Origin of the sequence: Fluviibacterium sp. S390 (assembly GCF_049800695.1) — a bacterium.
Taxonomy (GTDB): Bacteria; Pseudomonadota; Alphaproteobacteria; order Rhodobacterales; family Rhodobacteraceae; genus Meridianimarinicoccus.
On the sequence record NZ_JBNAFN010000024.1, the window covers coordinates 12,313 to 27,996 of the forward strand.

The 15,684-nt window shown below is 67.1% G+C and carries 17 protein-coding genes; 11 read left to right on the top strand and 6 right to left on the bottom strand.

Going from position 1 to position 15,684, the window contains the following annotated elements; all coding sequences use genetic code 11:
- Positions 1 to 35: 35 nt before the first annotated feature.
- Complete coding sequence (locus tag ACP15K_RS16625) at positions 36 to 623, top strand: rhodanese-like domain-containing protein (RefSeq protein WP_424991035.1); 588 nt, start codon at positions 36 to 38, stop codon at positions 621 to 623.
- 16 nt (positions 624 to 639) lie between these two features.
- Here ACP15K_RS16625 and ACP15K_RS16630 read toward each other — a convergent pair whose 3' ends face one another.
- Complete coding sequence (locus ACP15K_RS16630; protein WP_193140275.1) at positions 640 to 1,449, bottom strand: hypothetical protein; 810 nt, start codon at positions 1,447 to 1,449, stop codon at positions 640 to 642.
- 130 nt (positions 1,450 to 1,579) lie between these two features.
- Between ACP15K_RS16630 and ACP15K_RS16635 the strand changes: the two genes are divergently transcribed.
- The 10 genes from ACP15K_RS16635 (at position 1,580) to ACP15K_RS16680 (ending at position 10,623) form a co-directional block, all read left to right on the top strand.
- Positions 1,580 to 1,897: an antibiotic biosynthesis monooxygenase family protein gene (locus ACP15K_RS16635; RefSeq protein WP_226925685.1), complete on the top strand. Its 318-nt coding sequence runs from the start codon at positions 1,580 to 1,582 to the stop codon at positions 1,895 to 1,897.
- Positions 1,898 to 2,033: 136 nt separating this feature from the next.
- Positions 2,034 to 3,011: a biotin synthase BioB gene (gene bioB / locus ACP15K_RS16640; RefSeq protein ID WP_424991036.1), complete on the top strand. Its 978-nt coding sequence runs from the start codon at positions 2,034 to 2,036 to the stop codon at positions 3,009 to 3,011.
- Positions 3,008 to 4,147: an 8-amino-7-oxononanoate synthase gene (locus ACP15K_RS16645; RefSeq protein WP_424991037.1), complete on the top strand. Its 1,140-nt coding sequence runs from the start codon at positions 3,008 to 3,010 to the stop codon at positions 4,145 to 4,147. The genes bioB and ACP15K_RS16645 overlap by 4 nt, the downstream gene beginning before the upstream one ends.
- On the top strand, positions 4,144 to 4,770 hold the full coding sequence (gene bioD / locus ACP15K_RS16650; RefSeq protein WP_424991038.1) for a dethiobiotin synthase: 627 nt from the start codon (positions 4,144 to 4,146) through the stop codon (positions 4,768 to 4,770). Before ACP15K_RS16645 ends, bioD begins: the two co-directional genes overlap by 4 nt.
- Entirely contained in the window at positions 4,767 to 6,050 is a 1,284-nt protein-coding gene (gene bioA, locus ACP15K_RS16655) for an adenosylmethionine--8-amino-7-oxononanoate transaminase (protein WP_424991039.1), read from the top strand. The genes bioD and bioA overlap by 4 nt, the downstream gene beginning before the upstream one ends.
- A gap of 6 nt (positions 6,051 to 6,056) precedes the next feature.
- Positions 6,057 to 6,677, top strand: a complete 621-nt coding sequence (locus ACP15K_RS16660; protein WP_424991040.1) for a pimeloyl-ACP methyl esterase BioG family protein — start codon at positions 6,057 to 6,059, stop codon at positions 6,675 to 6,677.
- A complete protein-coding gene (locus tag ACP15K_RS16665) occupies positions 6,674 to 7,444 on the top strand; it encodes a malonyl-ACP O-methyltransferase (protein WP_424991041.1) in 771 nt (256 codons plus the stop codon). The genes ACP15K_RS16660 and ACP15K_RS16665 overlap by 4 nt, the downstream gene beginning before the upstream one ends.
- Before the next feature lie 416 nt (positions 7,445 to 7,860).
- The gene (locus ACP15K_RS16670) at positions 7,861 to 8,490 is read left to right on the top strand and encodes a helix-turn-helix domain-containing protein (RefSeq protein ID WP_193140259.1); all 630 of its coding nucleotides are present in this window, start codon (positions 7,861 to 7,863) and stop codon (positions 8,488 to 8,490) included.
- Positions 8,491 to 8,665: 175 nt separating this feature from the next.
- Complete coding sequence (locus tag ACP15K_RS16675; protein ID WP_193140257.1) at positions 8,666 to 9,781, top strand: THUMP domain-containing class I SAM-dependent RNA methyltransferase; 1,116 nt, start codon at positions 8,666 to 8,668, stop codon at positions 9,779 to 9,781.
- 80 nt (positions 9,782 to 9,861) lie between these two features.
- The gene (locus ACP15K_RS16680; RefSeq protein WP_424991042.1) at positions 9,862 to 10,623 is read left to right on the top strand and encodes a RibD family protein; all 762 of its coding nucleotides are present in this window, start codon (positions 9,862 to 9,864) and stop codon (positions 10,621 to 10,623) included.
- Here the strand turns inward: ACP15K_RS16680 and ACP15K_RS16685 are convergent.
- From ACP15K_RS16685 to ACP15K_RS16705, 5 genes are all read right to left on the bottom strand, one after another.
- Positions 10,599 to 11,387 (bottom strand): class I SAM-dependent methyltransferase, encoded by a 789-nt coding sequence (locus ACP15K_RS16685; protein ID WP_424991043.1) that lies wholly within the window; start codon positions 11,385 to 11,387, stop codon positions 10,599 to 10,601. The two genes, ACP15K_RS16680 and ACP15K_RS16685, sit on opposite strands and share 25 nt — an antisense overlap.
- Positions 11,384 to 11,788, bottom strand: a complete 405-nt coding sequence (locus ACP15K_RS16690; protein ID WP_193140252.1) for a 6-pyruvoyl trahydropterin synthase family protein — start codon at positions 11,786 to 11,788, stop codon at positions 11,384 to 11,386. Before ACP15K_RS16690 ends, ACP15K_RS16685 begins: the two co-directional genes overlap by 4 nt.
- A gap of 1 nt (position 11,789) precedes the next feature.
- Positions 11,790 to 12,776: a zinc-dependent alcohol dehydrogenase gene (locus tag ACP15K_RS16695; protein ID WP_424991044.1), complete on the bottom strand. Its 987-nt coding sequence runs from the start codon at positions 12,774 to 12,776 to the stop codon at positions 11,790 to 11,792.
- A gap of 122 nt (positions 12,777 to 12,898) precedes the next feature.
- On the bottom strand, positions 12,899 to 14,374 hold the full coding sequence (locus ACP15K_RS16700; protein WP_424991045.1) for an NAD-dependent succinate-semialdehyde dehydrogenase: 1,476 nt from the start codon (positions 14,372 to 14,374) through the stop codon (positions 12,899 to 12,901).
- Positions 14,375 to 14,472: 98 nt separating this feature from the next.
- Positions 14,473 to 15,642 carry an iron-containing alcohol dehydrogenase gene (locus ACP15K_RS16705; RefSeq protein WP_424991046.1) on the bottom strand — a complete coding sequence of 390 codons (1,170 nt, stop codon included), beginning with the start codon at positions 15,640 to 15,642 and terminating at the stop codon, positions 14,473 to 14,475.
- Between the last annotated feature and the right edge of the window lie 42 nt (positions 15,643 to 15,684).

A 15,684-nucleotide genomic window follows, 5' to 3' on the forward strand; every position in this document is an offset into this window, starting at 1 on the left:
ATTCATCGTGCTTCTTGAATATCAGGAGGACTTTCATGACACGATTCTTTACCGCTCTCGCCCTGTGCCTGGCCACCACCCCGCTGCACGCTGCCGATCTGGAGGTCGGGATCACCAGCGCCATTGGCCAGGTCGAAGTGCCCGGCACATTCACGATCATTCAACGCAACCAGGACACCGAGGCGCAGATCGAAGGCGAATTCGCCCGCACCTCGCGCGCCTGCCCGCCGTTCTGCATCCAGCCGATGACGCCCGCCGAGGGCGTCACCACCATTGGCGAGTTGGAATTGCTGGACATGTTGCAGGATCCCGAGGCCGTGGTCGTCGACAGCCGCGTTGCCGATTGGTACCGGCGCGGCACCATCCCCGGCACCATCAACATCCCCTACACCCAGATCGTCGATCACCTGGGCGAATTGGGCTGCGAGATCGATTTCGACGGCTGGGATTGCGAGAATGCCAAGCCGGTCGCCCTGTTCTGCAACGGCAGCTGGTGCGGACAGTCCCCGGCGGCGATCCGGCAGATGGTCGGCGCGGGCTTCCCGGCCGACCGGATCTTCTATTACCGGGGCGGGATGCAGGCCTGGCAGATGCTGGGGCTCACCGTTACCGGCGGATCCTAGGGGTCCGGCGCGGGGGTCAGAAGGTCCACCACAGGGCCATCCGCACCCCCGCACTGTTATCGCCACGCACCCCCCAGATCAGGGCACTTTCCAGCGCCAGACCGGCGGGCAGGTCCACAACCACCGCCGGCAGAACCTTCAGGTAGGGGTCGGCCTGCGGAAAGTCGCCACCCTGAAGCTGCAGCATATAGGTCAGCCGGCCCGCGCCCTTGACGCCAATGGTGGCATCCAGCTTTTGCGCCGTGCCCGAGGATTGCTCCCGAAACTCGACCGAGGCATCGACCGCCAGCCAGCCGGAATACTCGCCAAGGCTGAACCCCCGGCCATAGGCGAGGGCAGGGCGTAGAATTGCTTCTGTCTCGGTCTCGATCTGGCCCAGATAGCGGCCCAGCGTGGCATAGCGGCGTTGCCCGACACCCAGTTGCGCCGCAAAGTGGTGCGTGGCATCCAGCGGCGACAGCGCATAGCGCAGGAAGGCCACGCCGGACCATGTGCGCACCTGCGGGATCGCCGTCCGTTCGGGCGGCGGCAACTGGCCGCTGCCGGTCTGCTGGTGATAGCTGCGCTGCAATTCGGGGGTCAGCACGGTTTCATCGCCGCCCAGGTCCAACCCGATGGTCATCCGCGGCGTCAGCCCGTATTCGGCGTACAGCGTGGCGTAGCCGTCAAACTGCGGCGCAACCTCGCCGGACAGCTCGTCTTGCAGGGTGGTGATCTCGTATCCCAGCGAGGCAAAGCCGGTGCCCGGCTCGCGCGGCCAGGCCCCGGCCAGCGCGGCGACACAGGGCAGCCCGCACAGCAGGACCGCAAGGGCAATGGTTCGCATGACAAGCCTCTCCCGAGAGCTCAGGCTGAAGCGCGCAGGGTTAACAGGGACTTAATTCCCGGTCTGCGCAATTTTCCCTGTCCGCGCCGCGCCGCCCTGCGCTAGGCTGAAGCCAAGAGGAGGAGCCATCATGCAGATCACCACAACGGCCAGCCATCAGACCGTCATCACCACCTTCGAGGTCACCCCCGGCACCTGTCAGGACCTGATGGACGCGCTGCGCGACGCCTATGACCATTTCATCTCGAAGCAGCCCGGATTCGTTGCCGCCGGCCTGCATGTGAACGACGCCCAGACCCGGATCGCCAATTATTCGCAATGGCAACGGCGCGAGGACTTTCAGGCCATGCTGCGCACCCCCGAGATGCGCGAGCGCAACCGCCAGATCAACACCCTGTGCCGCAGCTTCGAGCCGGTGATGTACGAGGTCGCGCACACGCTGGGCTGAGACAATCGGCCCGATCCCACCCCTGGGACAGGACTGCTAGACAGCCGCCAAACGCCGCGACCCCCTGCGCGGTGCCATAACCGTTGCACTTCTGGTAAAAGCCACTAGGTTGCGGTCGCTCTAAGGGGAAATCACCATGCTGGATTCGACGACGCTGCGCCACGACTGGACCCGGGAAGAAGCCGAGTCCCTGTACAATCAGCCTTTCAACGACCTGCTGTTTCAGGCCGCCAGCGTGCACCGCGCCAATTTCGACCCCAATCAGGTCCAGCGCTCCAAGCTGCTGAGCATCAAGACCGGCGGTTGCGCCGAGGATTGCGCCTATTGCAGCCAGTCGGCACGCAACGGGGCGCAACTGTCCGCCAGCAAACTGATCGAGGTCGAGCGCGTTCTGGCCGAGGCCAAGAAGGCCAAGGACGGCGGCGCGACACGGTATTGCATGGGCGCGGCCTGGCGGTCGCCCAAGGATCGCGACATGGAGGCGCTGGCCGCCATGGTCGAGGGCGTCAAGGCGATGGGCATGGAAACCTGCATGACGCTGGGCATGCTGGAAGATGACCAGGTGCTGCGCCTGAAAGGCGCCGGTCTGGATTACTACAACCACAACATCGACACCTCCGAGCGCTATTACTCCGAGATCATCACCACCCGCACCTTTGCCGACCGCATCGACACGCTGAACCGCGTGCGCGAAGCCGGCATCAAGGTCTGCGCCGGTGGCATCGTCGGCATGGGCGAGCAACAGATGGACCGCGTCGACATGCTGCTGGCGCTGGCCAATCTGCAAGAACACCCCGACAGCGTGCCGATCAACCAGCTGATCCCGATTGCCGACACGCCGCTGGCGGATGTGGAAAAGATTGATCCCATTGAATTCGTGCGCACCATCGCGCTGGCCCGCATCCTGATGCCCAAGTCCCATGTGCGCCTGTCCGCCGGCCGCACCGAGATGAGCGACGAGATGCAGGCCATGTGCTTCTTCGCCGGGGCGAACTCGATCTTTGTGGGCGACACCCTGCTGACCGCCGACAACCCGGAAGAAGACAAGGACGGGCAATTGTTCGACCGACTGGGGATCGAAGCCATGGCGCCGGGCTGCGACGGATCGCGATGACCGGATTTCCGCGCCACGCGCAGGCGCTGGCGTCCCTGACCTCCCGTGGACGCCGCCGGGTTCTGGCGCCGCGTGCGGGGCATGACTTTGCCTCCAACGACTATCTCGGGCTCTCCGAGTCCGACCTGATGCGGGCGGCGGCCCATGCCGCGCTGGACCGGGGCGTGCCGGTGGGCGCGGGGGGCTCGCGCCTGCTGCGCGGCAATGCGCCCGAGCACGAGGCGCTGGAGGCCGAGGCGGCGGCTTTCTTCGGGGCCGAACGCGCGCTTTTCATGGGGGGCGGATTTCAGGCCAACACAGCGATATTCTCGACCCTGCCCCTGCAGGGCGATCTGGTGCTGCATGATGCGTTGATCCATGCCTCGGCCCATGACGGGATGCGGCTGGGCCGCGCCGAGACCCGCAGCTTCCCGCACAATGATGTTCCCGCCGCCGAGGCCGCCATTGCCGACTGGCGCGCAGCAGGCGGCGACGGGCAGGTCTGGATCGCGGTCGAAAGCGTCTATTCCATGGATGGCGACTTTGCCCCGGTGGCCGGGCTGATGGCGCTGGCCGACCGGCAGGGCGCGGTCCTGGTGGTGGACGAGGCCCATGCCACCGGCCTTTGGGGCCCCGGTGGACGCGGGCTGTCACACGGTTTTGCCGACCGCTCCAACCTGCTGAGCCTGCACACTTGCGGCAAAGGGCTGGGCGTATCCGGCGCGCTGATCTGCGGCGACGGCGTGCTGATCGACACGCTGGTGAACAAGGCCCGCAGCTTCATCTATGCCACCGCGCCCTCGCCGTTGAATGCCGCGCTGGTGCGTGCGGCGCTGGCCGAGCTTGACCGCAACCCGGATCTGCCCGCCCGCGCCCGCGCGCAAGTGGCCGAAGCCCACCGGCTGGCCAAAGATCACTGCGGGCTGACCGGGCTGCACAGCCAGATCCTGCCGGTGATCCTGGGCGACGACAAACGGGCGCTGGCCGCTGCAAAGGCGCTTCAGGCGCGCGGCCACGACATCCGTGCCATCCGCCCGCCCACCGTGCCGCGCGGCACAGCGCGGCTGCGGCTGTCGATCACCCTGAACGTCGATGCCGAAATTCTGGCCTCCCTGTTCCACGATCTGGCGCATGTGCTGGACGAGGTGCCCGCATGACCCCGGTCATTGTCACCGGCACCGACACCGGCATCGGCAAGACCGTTTTCTCGGCGGGGCTGACCGCCGCCCTTGGCGCGACCTACTGGAAGCCGGTGCAATCAGGTCTGGAAGACGAAACCGACAGCCAGATCGTCGCCCGCCTGTCCGGTCGCCCGATCCTGCCCGAAGCGTGGCGGCTGAAACTGCCCGCCTCGCCGCATCTGTCGGCCGAGGCCGCAGGGGTCGAGATCGACGACACCACCCTGACCCTGCCCGACACCTCCGGCCCGCTGGTGGTCGAAGGCGCGGGCGGGCTGCTGGTGCCGCTGAACCGCCGCGCGACCTATCTGGATGTCATCGCCCGCTGGCGCGCGCCGGTCATCCTGTGCGCCCGCACCGCCCTTGGCACGATCAACCATTCGCTGCTGTCGCTGGCTGCCTTGCGCACGCGCGACGTGCCGGTGATCGGCATCGCCTTCATCGGCGCGGCGGAACCCGAGGTGGAGCAGACGATCTGCGACTTCGGGCAGGTGGCGCACCTGGGACGGCTGGGCCTGCTGGACTTGCTGACCCCCGAAACCCTGCGCGAAGAATTCGCCGCCATCGACACGGATCGCATCCGCAAGGCCATGACCGCATGACCCCGCTTGAGTTCGACCAGCATCACCTGTGGCATCCCTATACCAATGTCACCAGACCCGGCCCGACCTTCGTGGTGAAAGAGGCCGAGGGCGTCTGGCTGGCCCTTGACGACGGCTCCCGCGTCATCGACGCCATGTCGAGCTGGTGGAGCACAATCCACGGCCATCGGCATCCGGTGATCACCAAGGCCGTCCATGACCAGTTGGACCGGCTGCCGCATGTGATGTTCGGCGGTCTGACCCATGATCCGGCGATCGAGCTGGGCCAGCGCCTGCTGGACCTTGCCCCCGACACGATGCAGCGGATCTTCTATTGCGACAGCGGCTCGGTCTCGGTCGAGGTGGCGCTGAAGATGGCGGTGCAATACCAGGTCTCGCTGGGCCGCCCGGATCGCTGCGAGTTCGCGACGATCCGGCAGGGCTATCACGGCGACACCTGGAAGGCGATGAGCGTCTGCGACCCGGTCACCGGGATGCACCACCTGTTCACTGGCGCGCTGTCGATCCAGCATTTCGTCGACCGCCCGCCGATCGCCATCGACGCGGACTGGTCCGACGATCCGGCGCGCAACGGGCTGGGCGCGCTTGAGGCGCTGCTGGACGAGAACCAGGACCGTATCGCCGCGCTGATTCTAGAGCCGGTGGTGCAGGGCACGGGGGGGATGTATTTCTATCACCCCGAATACCTGAACCGCGCCCGCGCCCTGTGCGACGCCCATGACATCGTGCTGATCTTCGACGAAATCGCCACCGGCTTTGGCCGCACCGGCAAGATGTTCGCCGCCGATCACACGGGCGTTCAGCCCGATATCCTGTGTCTGGGCAAGGCGATCACCGGCGGCACCATGTCCTTTGCCACCACCATGACCAACGACAAGATCGCCGAGGGCATCGGCGGCGGCGATCCGGGGCTGTTCATGCATGGGCCGACCTTCATGGCCAACCCGCTGGCCTGCGCCGCCGCCGGGGCCAGCCTGTCGTTGCTGCAACGGGGCGACTGGCAGGGACAGGTCGCGGCCATCGAGGCGCAGCTTCAGGCCGAACTGGCCCCCGCCCGCGCCCTGCCCGGCGTGGCCGACGTGCGCGTGCTGGGCGCCATCGGCGTGATCGAGATGGACCATGCGGTCAGCGCCGACATCGCCCATGGGCATTGCAAGGAGATGGGCGTCTTCCTGCGCCCCTTCGGCAAGAAGATCTACACCATGCCGCCCTTCGTGACCGCGCCCGATGAGTTGCGCCAGATCACCGCCGCCATGCTGCATCTGGCCAAGGTCCTGTGAGCCCCCATGCAGGCGCGCTGGCTGAAACGGAACGGCGGTTCCGAGGTGATCGTGGTGTTTGGCGGCTGGGCCGTCGGCGCCGACTGCCTGTCGCATCTGGCCGGGCCTCAGGACGTGCTGTTCGTGGATGACTACCGCGACCTGAGCCTCGATCTGCCCGACATTTCTGCCTATGCCCGGCGGCGCCTGCTGGCGTGGTCCTTTGGCGTGGCGGCCTATGGCCACTGGCGGGACGGGCGCGCAGATCCGTTCACCCGCAAGACCGCCATCGCGGGGACAATGTCGCCGGTGGATGACCGGCTTGGCATCCCGACTGCTGTGGTCGACCAGACCCGCGCGGCGCTGACCGAGGACAGTTTCGCCAGCTTCCAAAGGCGGTGCTTCGGGCAGCGGGTGGCGCCTGTGCCGCTCGACATCCCAGCGCGGCAGGATGAGCTTGCCGCCGTTGCCAGTCGCGGCGCGGCGCCAGAGACTCAATTCGATGCCATCATCCTGCCGACCCGCGACCGCATTTTTCCCCCGGCCAACATGGCCCGCGCCTGGGCCGGGCAGGCAGGGCGTATCCAGCAGATCGACGCCCCGCACGCCCCCTTTGGCCAGTGGCAAAGCTGGGACGACGTGCCATGAGCGCCGAGATCGCCCGCGTTGCCCGCGCCTTTCGCCGGGGCCTGCCGACCTATGGCCGCGATGCCCGCGCACAGGCCCGCATTGCCGCGCATCTGGCCGCGCTGATCCGCGCCCATGCCGCCCCGCGCCCGGACCGCGTGCTGGAATTCGGCTGCGGCACCGGCTTTCTGACCCGGCACCTGCTGGACGACCTGACCCCCGGCGACTTCTGGGCCAACGACCTGCTGCCCGAAACCGCCGATCTTCTGGCCCCGCGCCTGAACGCCCATCCCGGTCGCGCAACCTTCCTGCCCGGCCCGATCCAGTCCATCGACTTGCCTGGACGGCTGGACCTGATCGCCTCGGCCTCGACCGTGCAATGGTTCGACGATCCGGCGCGCGAGGTGACGCGTCTGTGCCGCCATCTGGCCCCCGGCGGTCTGCTGGCACTCAGCGGTTTCGGCCCTGACCAGTTTTGCGAATTGCAGGCGCTTGGCTCCACCGCCGCGGCGCCCGGCTATGTGGCCCCAAGTGAATGGGCCGTGCTTCTGCCCAAGGGGATGACCCTGCTGCATGTGCAAGAGCGGCATCTGCGCCTTGCCTTTCCCGATGCGGCGGCCGTGTTGCGCCACCTGCGCAGCACCGGCGTCAATGCCGGGGCCGGCCAGATCTGGAGCAAGGGACGCCTGTCCCGCTTCGAGGCCCGCTATCGCGACCGCTTTACCCGTTTGGGCGCCCTGCCCGTGACCTATCACCCGGTGTACGTCGTGGCGCGCCGCGACGCCTGAGAGGCCCTGGCCAAGACACCGGACCGGTGGATGCCGCGCCCGCATCTCATTTCCCTTCAGGAAACCAACGGCACCTGCAACATCAGACCCAGCCCCGCCATCCGTACGCGCCCGCCTGCACCCGTCGACACCCCGTCGAAAAATGCGCCGGCCACCAGAGCAGACCGAGTCGGCGTACCGCCACGCTGTCCCGCTTCGCCTTACCCCAGCGTCACCTTGGGATGGCCGCCCGCGGACCGCGCGAAAATCCGGAAAATCCACACCACGATCTGCCCGATGCGCGAAAATCCGCCCAGAGGGTGCCGATTTTATCACTTCTACCATAGGGCGAGTAACGCCCGTCTGGCCCCCGGCCCCCGGCGGGGCTAGGCTTCACTGTGGTGAAAGCCGTGTGTTGACCAGTTGCAGGAGAGCCAATGCCCCAAGCCGATTCAAAGCCGGACAAGGACGGCACGCGCGCGCGCCCCGAAAAGGACCTGGAATCGGCCATCGGCCGCGAGGTTCGCGCCCATCGTCACCAGTTGGACATGACCGTTGCCGACCTGTCGCGCAAGACCGGCCTGTCGATGGGGATGCTGTCGAAGATCGAGAACGGCAATATTTCTCCGTCGCTGACGACCCTGCAATCGCTGGCCACGGCTTTGAACGTGCCGATCACCACCTTCTTCAAGCGCTATGAACGCCGCCGCAAGGCGGTACATGTCCGGCCAAGCGATGCCGCCGAGATCACCCGCACCGGCGCCCCGGACAGCTATCGCTACAGCCTGTTGGGCGATCTTGGCCCCAGCGACACCGGCATCTCGGTCGAGCCGTATCTCATCACGCTGACCGACAATTCCGACATCCACACCGGGTTTCAGCATGACGGGGTTGAACTGATCTACGTGCTGGAAGGCGAGATCCGCTATCGCCACGGCAATGACATCTATGATCTGCAACCGGGCGACAGTTTCTTCTTCGACGCCGATGCGCCGCACGGCCCCGAAGAGTTGATCCGCGTGCCGGTGCGCGTGCTTTCGGTGATTTCGACCCCGAAAGCCACCTGAGGTCAGACCCCGCAGCGCGTCTACAGACCGCCCGGCACCGCGTGAAAGCGCGCACCGAAGCGGCGCACATGCACGATTGCGGGCCACGGATCGCCACACAGCAAGGTCGGTGCGCGCTTCGGCGTGGTCTGACAAGCCCCTCGCAGCCGCCCGTGTTCCGGGGTATGCGAAGCCCATGACCCAAGAGCCCAATTTCGAGATCTTCCTGATGGCCCCACCGGGGCTTGAGGCGCTGCTGTGCGACGAGGCCCGCGAACGCGGGTTCGACCGCCCCCATGCGGTGCCCGGTGGCGTGACCATACAGGGCGGCTGGCCCGAGGTCTGGCGCGCCAATCTGGAGTTGCGCGGTGCGGGCCGGGTTCTGGCCCGGATCGGAAGTTTCCGCGCCCTGCATCTGGCGCAACTGGACAAGCGCGCGCGCAAGTTTCCCTGGGCCGAGGTGCTGCGCCCCGATCTGCCCGTGCGGGTCGAGGCCACCTGCAAACGCTCGCGCATCTATCACGCCAAGGCAGCCACGCAGCGGATCGAACGCGCCATCGCCGAAGAACTGGGCGCCCAAATCTCTGCCGAGGCCGCGATCACGGTGAAGGCCCGAATCGAGGATGATCTGGTCACCCTCAGCGTCGATACCACGGGCGAGGCCTTGCACAAGCGCGGCCACAAGGAGGCCGTGGGCAAGGCCCCCATGCGCGAAACCATGGCGGCGCTGTTCCTGCGCGATTGCGGCTACGACGGGCACGAGACGGTTCTGGACCCGATGTGCGGCTCGGGCACCTTCGTGATCGAGGCGGCGGAAATCGCCTGCGGGCTGGCACCGGGGCGCAGCCGCAGCTTTGCCTTCGAAGATCTGGCCAGTTTCGACGCCGCACGCTGGCAGGCGCTGCGCGACGCCCAGCAGACGCGGGCCACCGACGCGCGCAGTTTCGGCAGCGATCGTGACGCCGGTGCCATCCGCTCCAGCATCGCGAACGCCGCCCGCGCCGGGGTCACCGATCTGGTGCAGTTCGACATGAAACCGATCAGCGACATCGCCCCGCCTGAAGGCCCGCCCGGTCTGGTCATCGTCAACCCGCCCTACGGCGCGCGCATCGGCAACCGCAAGTTGCTGTTCGGCCTCTACGGCAGCCTTGGGAAGACGCTGGCGGCGCGGTTTTCTGGCTGGCGGGTGGGGCTTGTGACCTCGGACGGCGGGCTGGCGCGGGCCACCGAGTTGCCGTTCTTGCCCTCGGGCCCTTCGGTAGCCTTCGGCGGCCTGAAGGTGACGCTGCACAAGACCGGCCCCCTGCCCTGACGCGCCGGCCTGGGTTTCTTACAGTCTGTTCACGAATGATTTTCATGACCTTCCCTGCCCGCGCTTGTTAGGGTCGGCGCATGTTGGACAAGACTTGGCATGACCTGATCGAGGGCACCGATTATCCCGATCTTCGCGCGGACACCCCCGCATTCTGGAACGCCTTCGCGACCCTGATCGAGGCGCGCCGGCGGGACCGCGCCTGTGTGGTCGCGCAGCTTGGGCTGTCGCTGGATGGGCGGATCGCCACCCAGACAGGCGATTCGAAATATATCAACGGGCGCGATGCCTTGGCACATCTGCATCGTCTGCGGGCCTTGGTGGATGCGGTGATCGTGGGCTCGGGCACGGCGCTTGCGGATGATCCGCAACTGACGGTGCGCCTGTGCCACGGACGCCACCCCGCGCGGGTGGTGATCGACCCCAACGGGCGGGTGTCGCCCCGCGCGCGGGTCTGGGCCGACGATGGCACCAGGTCGCTGGTCTTTGGCGGCGCCCCCGACCTGCCCGCACATGTAGAGCGGATTGCGGTGCCCGGTGGCGATATTCCGCCGGACCGTCTGGTGACGGAACTGGCGCAGCGCGGGTTGATCCGGCTGCTGGTCGAGGGCGGCGCGGACACGCTGGGTCGCTTTCTGGCCGATGGCCAGATCACCAGCCTGCATTTGCTCTATGGGCAGTTGATCCTCGGCTCGGGCCAGCCCGGCGTGGTGTTGCCGCCCATCGCCAAGTTGTCCGATGCCCTGCGCCCGGACTGCAAGACCCATGTCTTTCCCGATGGCGATATCCTTGTGGCCTGCGATCTGGTGCCGCCGGATCAGGACGCGGGCGGCACCGCGTAAAGGTCCAGATGGCCAACCTGCATCTCTGACAGTCGGGCCTTGCGATCCGCACTCCAGACCTCGGCCTGTGCGGCGGAGATGTCGCCAATCTGGACCGCGGCCCCGGCAATGCCCGTGACCAGCGTGTCAATCAGCCCAGCCTGGTGCGCAGGGGTCAGCCGCCATGGCGTCAGCGCGGTCCGGCAGCGGTAGCCATGCGCCTGCAACGCCGACACCAGAAAGCGCGTCGCGTTCGGTCCCAGCGCCGCGCCGCCCAGCCCCTTGTCGGTCTGCTGGTGGCGGTTGAAGGCGGATGTGATCGCCGTATCCAGCGGATGCGCAGGGTCAAACCGCATCACCCCATCATAGGTCAGGCAGGCCAGAAGCGGCAGCCGGTCGCGTGCCAATGCTGCGGCAAAGCGGTCCACCCAGGCCGCCCCGGCCAGATCGAAGAACGCCGTGGCGGTGACAAGGGCGCAACCCTCGGGCCAGGGGGCGGGCTCCAGGCTCAGGTCGACCTGCCGCAGCGCAACCTCCGGCCCGCAGGCTTGCCGGGCAGCGGCCAGAACCTCGGCATCAATGTCCACGAAGGTCCAGCGGCAGCCGGAAGGAAACACCGGAGAAAAAGCGCGCTTGGCTGCCCCGGTGCCCGCACCGATGTCACAGATCTGCGGCGCGTCCTGCCCGCGCAGCCCCGCCGCCGCCTGTTCGATCAACCCGGCATCGCGCGACGCCCGGTCGGCGGGTTCGCGCAATGCCAGCCAGACCGGATCGAAACCGCTCACAGGTCGAGATCCGCCTCGTACCAGGCGCGCGCGACGTGGCTTTCGTTCAGCGTGACCCGCATCCGGGTGATGTCGCGGGCGTCCTCGCCCAGCCCGCCAGCGGCAATCTCGCCCTTCAGGACGGTGAAAATGTGATGGGCCAGAACCTCGGTGGTGGAGCGGCGGCCGTCAAAAACATCCAATTCGTCGAGGTTCTTGTAGTTCAGCGGCGCGATGGCACGTTTCAGCGCCTCGGCGGCCAGACCGATATCGACCACAATGTCATTCTCGGTCAGTTCGGCCCGAAAGAAGGTGACGTCGATGACGAAGGTGGCGCCATGCATTCCCTGCGCCGGGCCGAAGGCCTCGCCGGGCAGGGAATGGGCGATCATGATGTGGTCTCGGACTTCCAGCGCGAACATGTCAGGCTCCAGTTTCGGGATAGATCAGGACGGGGCACAGGGCGTCAGCGCCCGGTGCCAGCAAGGGCGGCAACCGCTCGGGCGCTTGCGCAAACGGCAGGGTCTGACGCACCAGCAGGTCCAGCGCGGGCCGGTCGCGCAGCAACGCCATGGCGGTTTGCAGACGCCGGGTGAAGGACCAGCGCGGGGCGCGGCCGGGCGGCAGATGGCCAACCTGACTGGATTTCAGGGTCAGGCGCCGGGGGTGAAACCCGCCGCCCAGATGCAGGCTTGTGGCGCGGCTGCCGTACCAACTGCCCTCGACGACCGTGGCTTCCTGCCCGGCGGCATCCAGCGCGGTTTGCAGCCCGGAACCGCTGGCCGACAGGTTGATGGCAATGTCGATATCCTGCGGCACGGCCTCGGGCAGCGCGAAGGGCAGCCCCAACGCCTCGGCCACCGTGCGGCGGGCGGGATTGATGTCGCACAACACGACGCTGGTGCCCGGAATGTCGCGGATCAGGCCGGCCACCAGCAGGCCGACCACCCCGGCCCCCACCACCAGCACCCGATCGCCGGGCGCCGCGCCGCTGTCCCAGCACAGGTTCAGCGCGGTTTCCATATTGGCGGTCAGCCCCGCGCGCAGGGGCGGCAGACCCTCGGGCAGCGGCACCGCCATGGACGCGGGCACCACTGCGTGATCCTGATGCGGATGCAGGGTGAACACGGTCTGGCCCAGGCGGTCGAACGGGCCATCCTCGACCTCGCCCACCAGCGCGTAGCCATATTTCACAGGGAAGGGGAAATCCCCCGCCTGACCGGGGCAGCGCATGGTGGCGTGCAGGGTCTCGGGCACATCTCCGGCCAGCACCAACGCCTCGGTGCCCCGGCTGACGCCCGAACACAGGGCGCGCAGCCGCACCTGCCCGTCCGACAGCGCGGGCAGATCCTCGGTGCGCAGGGCCATCTGGCCGGGGGCGGTGGTCCAAAGGCTGCGGGCTGTGTCCAAGGCGGTCTCCGTCACGGGGGCCCTGCCTGCCTACGCCAGTGCTTTGGGCAGGGGAACACGGGACGCGGGCGGGTGCGGGCGGTTTTCGCCGCCCGCGGTGTCACATCTGCGCGATGCGCGGCTCAGACGCTCAGGCAGACGTACTTCATCTCGAGGTAGTCCTCACAGCCGTATTTCGAGCCTTCGCGGCCCTGCCCCGACTGCTTGACGCCGCCAAAGGGGGCCACCTCGGTCGAGATGATGCCGGTGTTCACCCCGACGATCCCGTATTCCAGCGCCTCGACCACCTTGTAGACACGGCCCAGATCGCGGGCGTAGAAATAGGCGGCCAGACCGAAGATCGTGTCATTGGCCTGGGCAATCACGTCGTCTACCGTGTCGAAGCGGAACAGCGGTGCGACCGGGCCGAAGGTTTCCTCGCTGGCGACCTTCATCTTGTCGGTGACGCCGGTCAGAACCGTGGGCTGGAAGAAGGTGCCGCCCAGTTTGTGCGGCTTGCCGCCGGTGACCACTTTGGCGCCCTTGCCCACCGCGTCGGCGATATGGTCTTCGACCTTCTCGACCGCGCCCTTGTCGATCAGCGGGCCGGTGGTCACGCCGTCCTCGAAGCCGTCGCCGATCTTCATCTTTTCTACTGCGGCCACCAGTTTCTCGGCAAAGGCGTCATAGACCCCCGATTGCACGTAGATCCGGTTGGCGCAGACACAGGTCTGGCCGTTGTTGCGGTATTTCGAGATCATCGCCCCTTCCACCGCCGCATCCAGATCGGCGTCGTCAAAGACGATGAAGGGCGCGTTGCCGCCCAGTTCCATCGAGGTTTTCTGGATCTGCTCGGCGGATTGGCCCATCAGGATCCGGCCCACTTCGGTCGAGCCGGTGAAGGTCAGCTTGCGCACCTTGGGATTGGAGCAGAATTCCTTGCCGATGGCCGAGGAGCTTTTCGAGGTCACCACGCTGAAGACCCCCGCGGGTACGCCCGCCTCTTCGGCCAGCTTGGCCATGGCCAGCGCCGACAGCGGGGTTTCGCCAGCGGGCTTCGACACCATGGCACAGCCCACCGCCAGCGCCGGGGCCACCTTGCGGGCGATCATGGCGTTGGGGAAGTTCCACGGGGTAATCGAGGCCACCACGCCGACGGGCTGCTTCATCACCATGATGCGCTTGTCGCGCTGGTGGCCGGGGATCAGGTCGCCGTAGATGCGCTTGGCCTCTTCGCCGAACCATTCCATGAAGCTGGCGCCATACAGGATCTCGCCCTTGGCCTCGGCCAGCGGCTTGCCCATCTCGGCGGTCAGGATCGCGCCCAGATCATCGGCATTGGCCACCATCAGATCGTACCATTTGCGCAGCACGGCGGCGCGTTCCTTGCCGGTGCGCGCGGCCCAGTCCTTTTGCGCCGTGTAGGCCGCATCGATGGCGGCACGGGTTTCGGTCACGCCGAAATCGGGCAGCGAGGCCAGAACTTCCCCGGTCGAGGGGTTCGTCACATCGAAGCGATTGCCCTGCTGGCTTTCGGCGACCCATTCGCCAGCGAGGAAACCGGCTTCGATCAAAAGGGCGGGGTTGGACAGGCGGTCAGAGAGAGCGGATCGAGTCATCGAGATGTCCTTCAGGTCTGTGGGCCCGGCGATCTGCCGTCTTGGCCCGAACGTCAGTGCATGTCTGAGCGAAACTGCCGGGGTCGGCAATCCCGTGTTTACAGGGCGGCGCGATAAATCGCCCGCGCATCCTCCAACGTCAGCGGGCGCGGGTTGTTCACCAGCAGCCGCGTCTGGTTCATGGCGTCACCGGCCAGCCGGTCGATATCATCCACGCCGATGCCGACGCTGCGCAGACCCGGTTGCAGGCCCAGATCGGTGTTCAGCGTCGCCAGCCGCGCGATCAGATCGGCGGTAATGGCCTGGCTGTCGCGGGCCATGTCCATGTCGGGAAACAGATGCGGCGCCAGTTCGGCATAGGCCGGACCGCAGGCGGGCGCATTGAAGCGCATCACATGCGGCAGCACCAGGGCATTGGACAGCCCGTGCGGCACATGGAACAGGCTGCCCACCGGATAAGCCAGCGCATGCACCGCCGCCACCGGCGCATTGGCAAAGGCCTGCCCCGCCAGCATGGACCCCAACGCCATGTTTTCCCGCGCATCGATGTCCGCGCCTTGCTTTACAGCGGTCCGAATGTTCGCCCCCAGAAGCGTCAGCGCCTGCATCGCCAACTGGCGCGAGATCGGGTTGTTGTTGGGGCTGGCCGAGGTATAGGCCTCGATCGCGTGCACCATGGCATCCACGCCGGTGGCGGCGGTGATCGCCGGCGGCAGGCCAAGGGTCAGCATGGCATCCAGCAGCGCGAGATCGGGCAGCAGCAGGGGCGAAACCACGCCCTTTTTCTCTTGCGTGCCGGTGGTCAGGATCGAGATCGGCGTGACCTCGGACCCGGTGCCGGCGGTGGTGGGCACCAGCACCAGCGGCAGACGCCGGCCATGCGCCATGCCGACGCCGTAGATCTCCTCCAACGGTTGATCCGACCGGGCCAGCAACGCCACGACCTTGGCCACATCCATCGACGAACCGCCGCCAAAGCCGATCACCCCCTGCGCGCCACAGTCACGGGCCAGATCCGCCGCGGCCCGCACGGTCTGGGCCTTGGGATCGGGTTCGACACCGTCAAACAGGGTGACGGCGATGCCGCAGGCGGCCAGATCGGCCAGCGCCGGACCGGCAAGATCCAGCCGCATGATGCCGGGATCGGTGACAAGCAGAAGGCGGCGCACCCCGGCGGTGGCCGGGGTGTCGGCCAGCAGGCGGCCCAGTTGCGCGGCCCCGCCCCGCTGCTGGCGAATGGTGCCTGTGGTGCTGAATGTGAAATCCACGCTGCGCTCCCCCTGTTTCGGGCCAAGAATGCAGGCAAATTC

Coding starts and splice junctions, on each gene's coding strand:
- ACP15K_RS16625 (WP_424991035.1), top strand. CDS start 36: ATGACACGATTCTTTACCGCTCTCGCCCTGTGCCTGGCCACCACCCCG.
- ACP15K_RS16630 (WP_193140275.1), bottom strand. CDS start 1,449: ATGCGAACCATTGCCCTTGCGGTCCTGCTGTGCGGGCTGCCCTGTGTC.
- ACP15K_RS16635 (WP_226925685.1), top strand. CDS start 1,580: ATGCAGATCACCACAACGGCCAGCCATCAGACCGTCATCACCACCTTC.
- bioB (WP_424991036.1), top strand. CDS start 2,034: ATGCTGGATTCGACGACGCTGCGCCACGACTGGACCCGGGAAGAAGCC.
- ACP15K_RS16645 (WP_424991037.1), top strand. CDS start 3,008: ATGACCGGATTTCCGCGCCACGCGCAGGCGCTGGCGTCCCTGACCTCC.
- bioD (WP_424991038.1), top strand. CDS start 4,144: ATGACCCCGGTCATTGTCACCGGCACCGACACCGGCATCGGCAAGACC.
- bioA (WP_424991039.1), top strand. CDS start 4,767: ATGACCCCGCTTGAGTTCGACCAGCATCACCTGTGGCATCCCTATACC.
- ACP15K_RS16660 (WP_424991040.1), top strand. CDS start 6,057: ATGCAGGCGCGCTGGCTGAAACGGAACGGCGGTTCCGAGGTGATCGTG.
- ACP15K_RS16665 (WP_424991041.1), top strand. CDS start 6,674: ATGAGCGCCGAGATCGCCCGCGTTGCCCGCGCCTTTCGCCGGGGCCTG.
- ACP15K_RS16670 (WP_193140259.1), top strand. CDS start 7,861: ATGCCCCAAGCCGATTCAAAGCCGGACAAGGACGGCACGCGCGCGCGC.
- ACP15K_RS16675 (WP_193140257.1), top strand. CDS start 8,666: ATGACCCAAGAGCCCAATTTCGAGATCTTCCTGATGGCCCCACCGGGG.
- ACP15K_RS16680 (WP_424991042.1), top strand. CDS start 9,862: ATGTTGGACAAGACTTGGCATGACCTGATCGAGGGCACCGATTATCCC.
- ACP15K_RS16690 (WP_193140252.1), bottom strand. CDS start 11,788: ATGTTCGCGCTGGAAGTCCGAGACCACATCATGATCGCCCATTCCCTG.
- ACP15K_RS16700 (WP_424991045.1), bottom strand. CDS start 14,374: ATGACTCGATCCGCTCTCTCTGACCGCCTGTCCAACCCCGCCCTTTTG.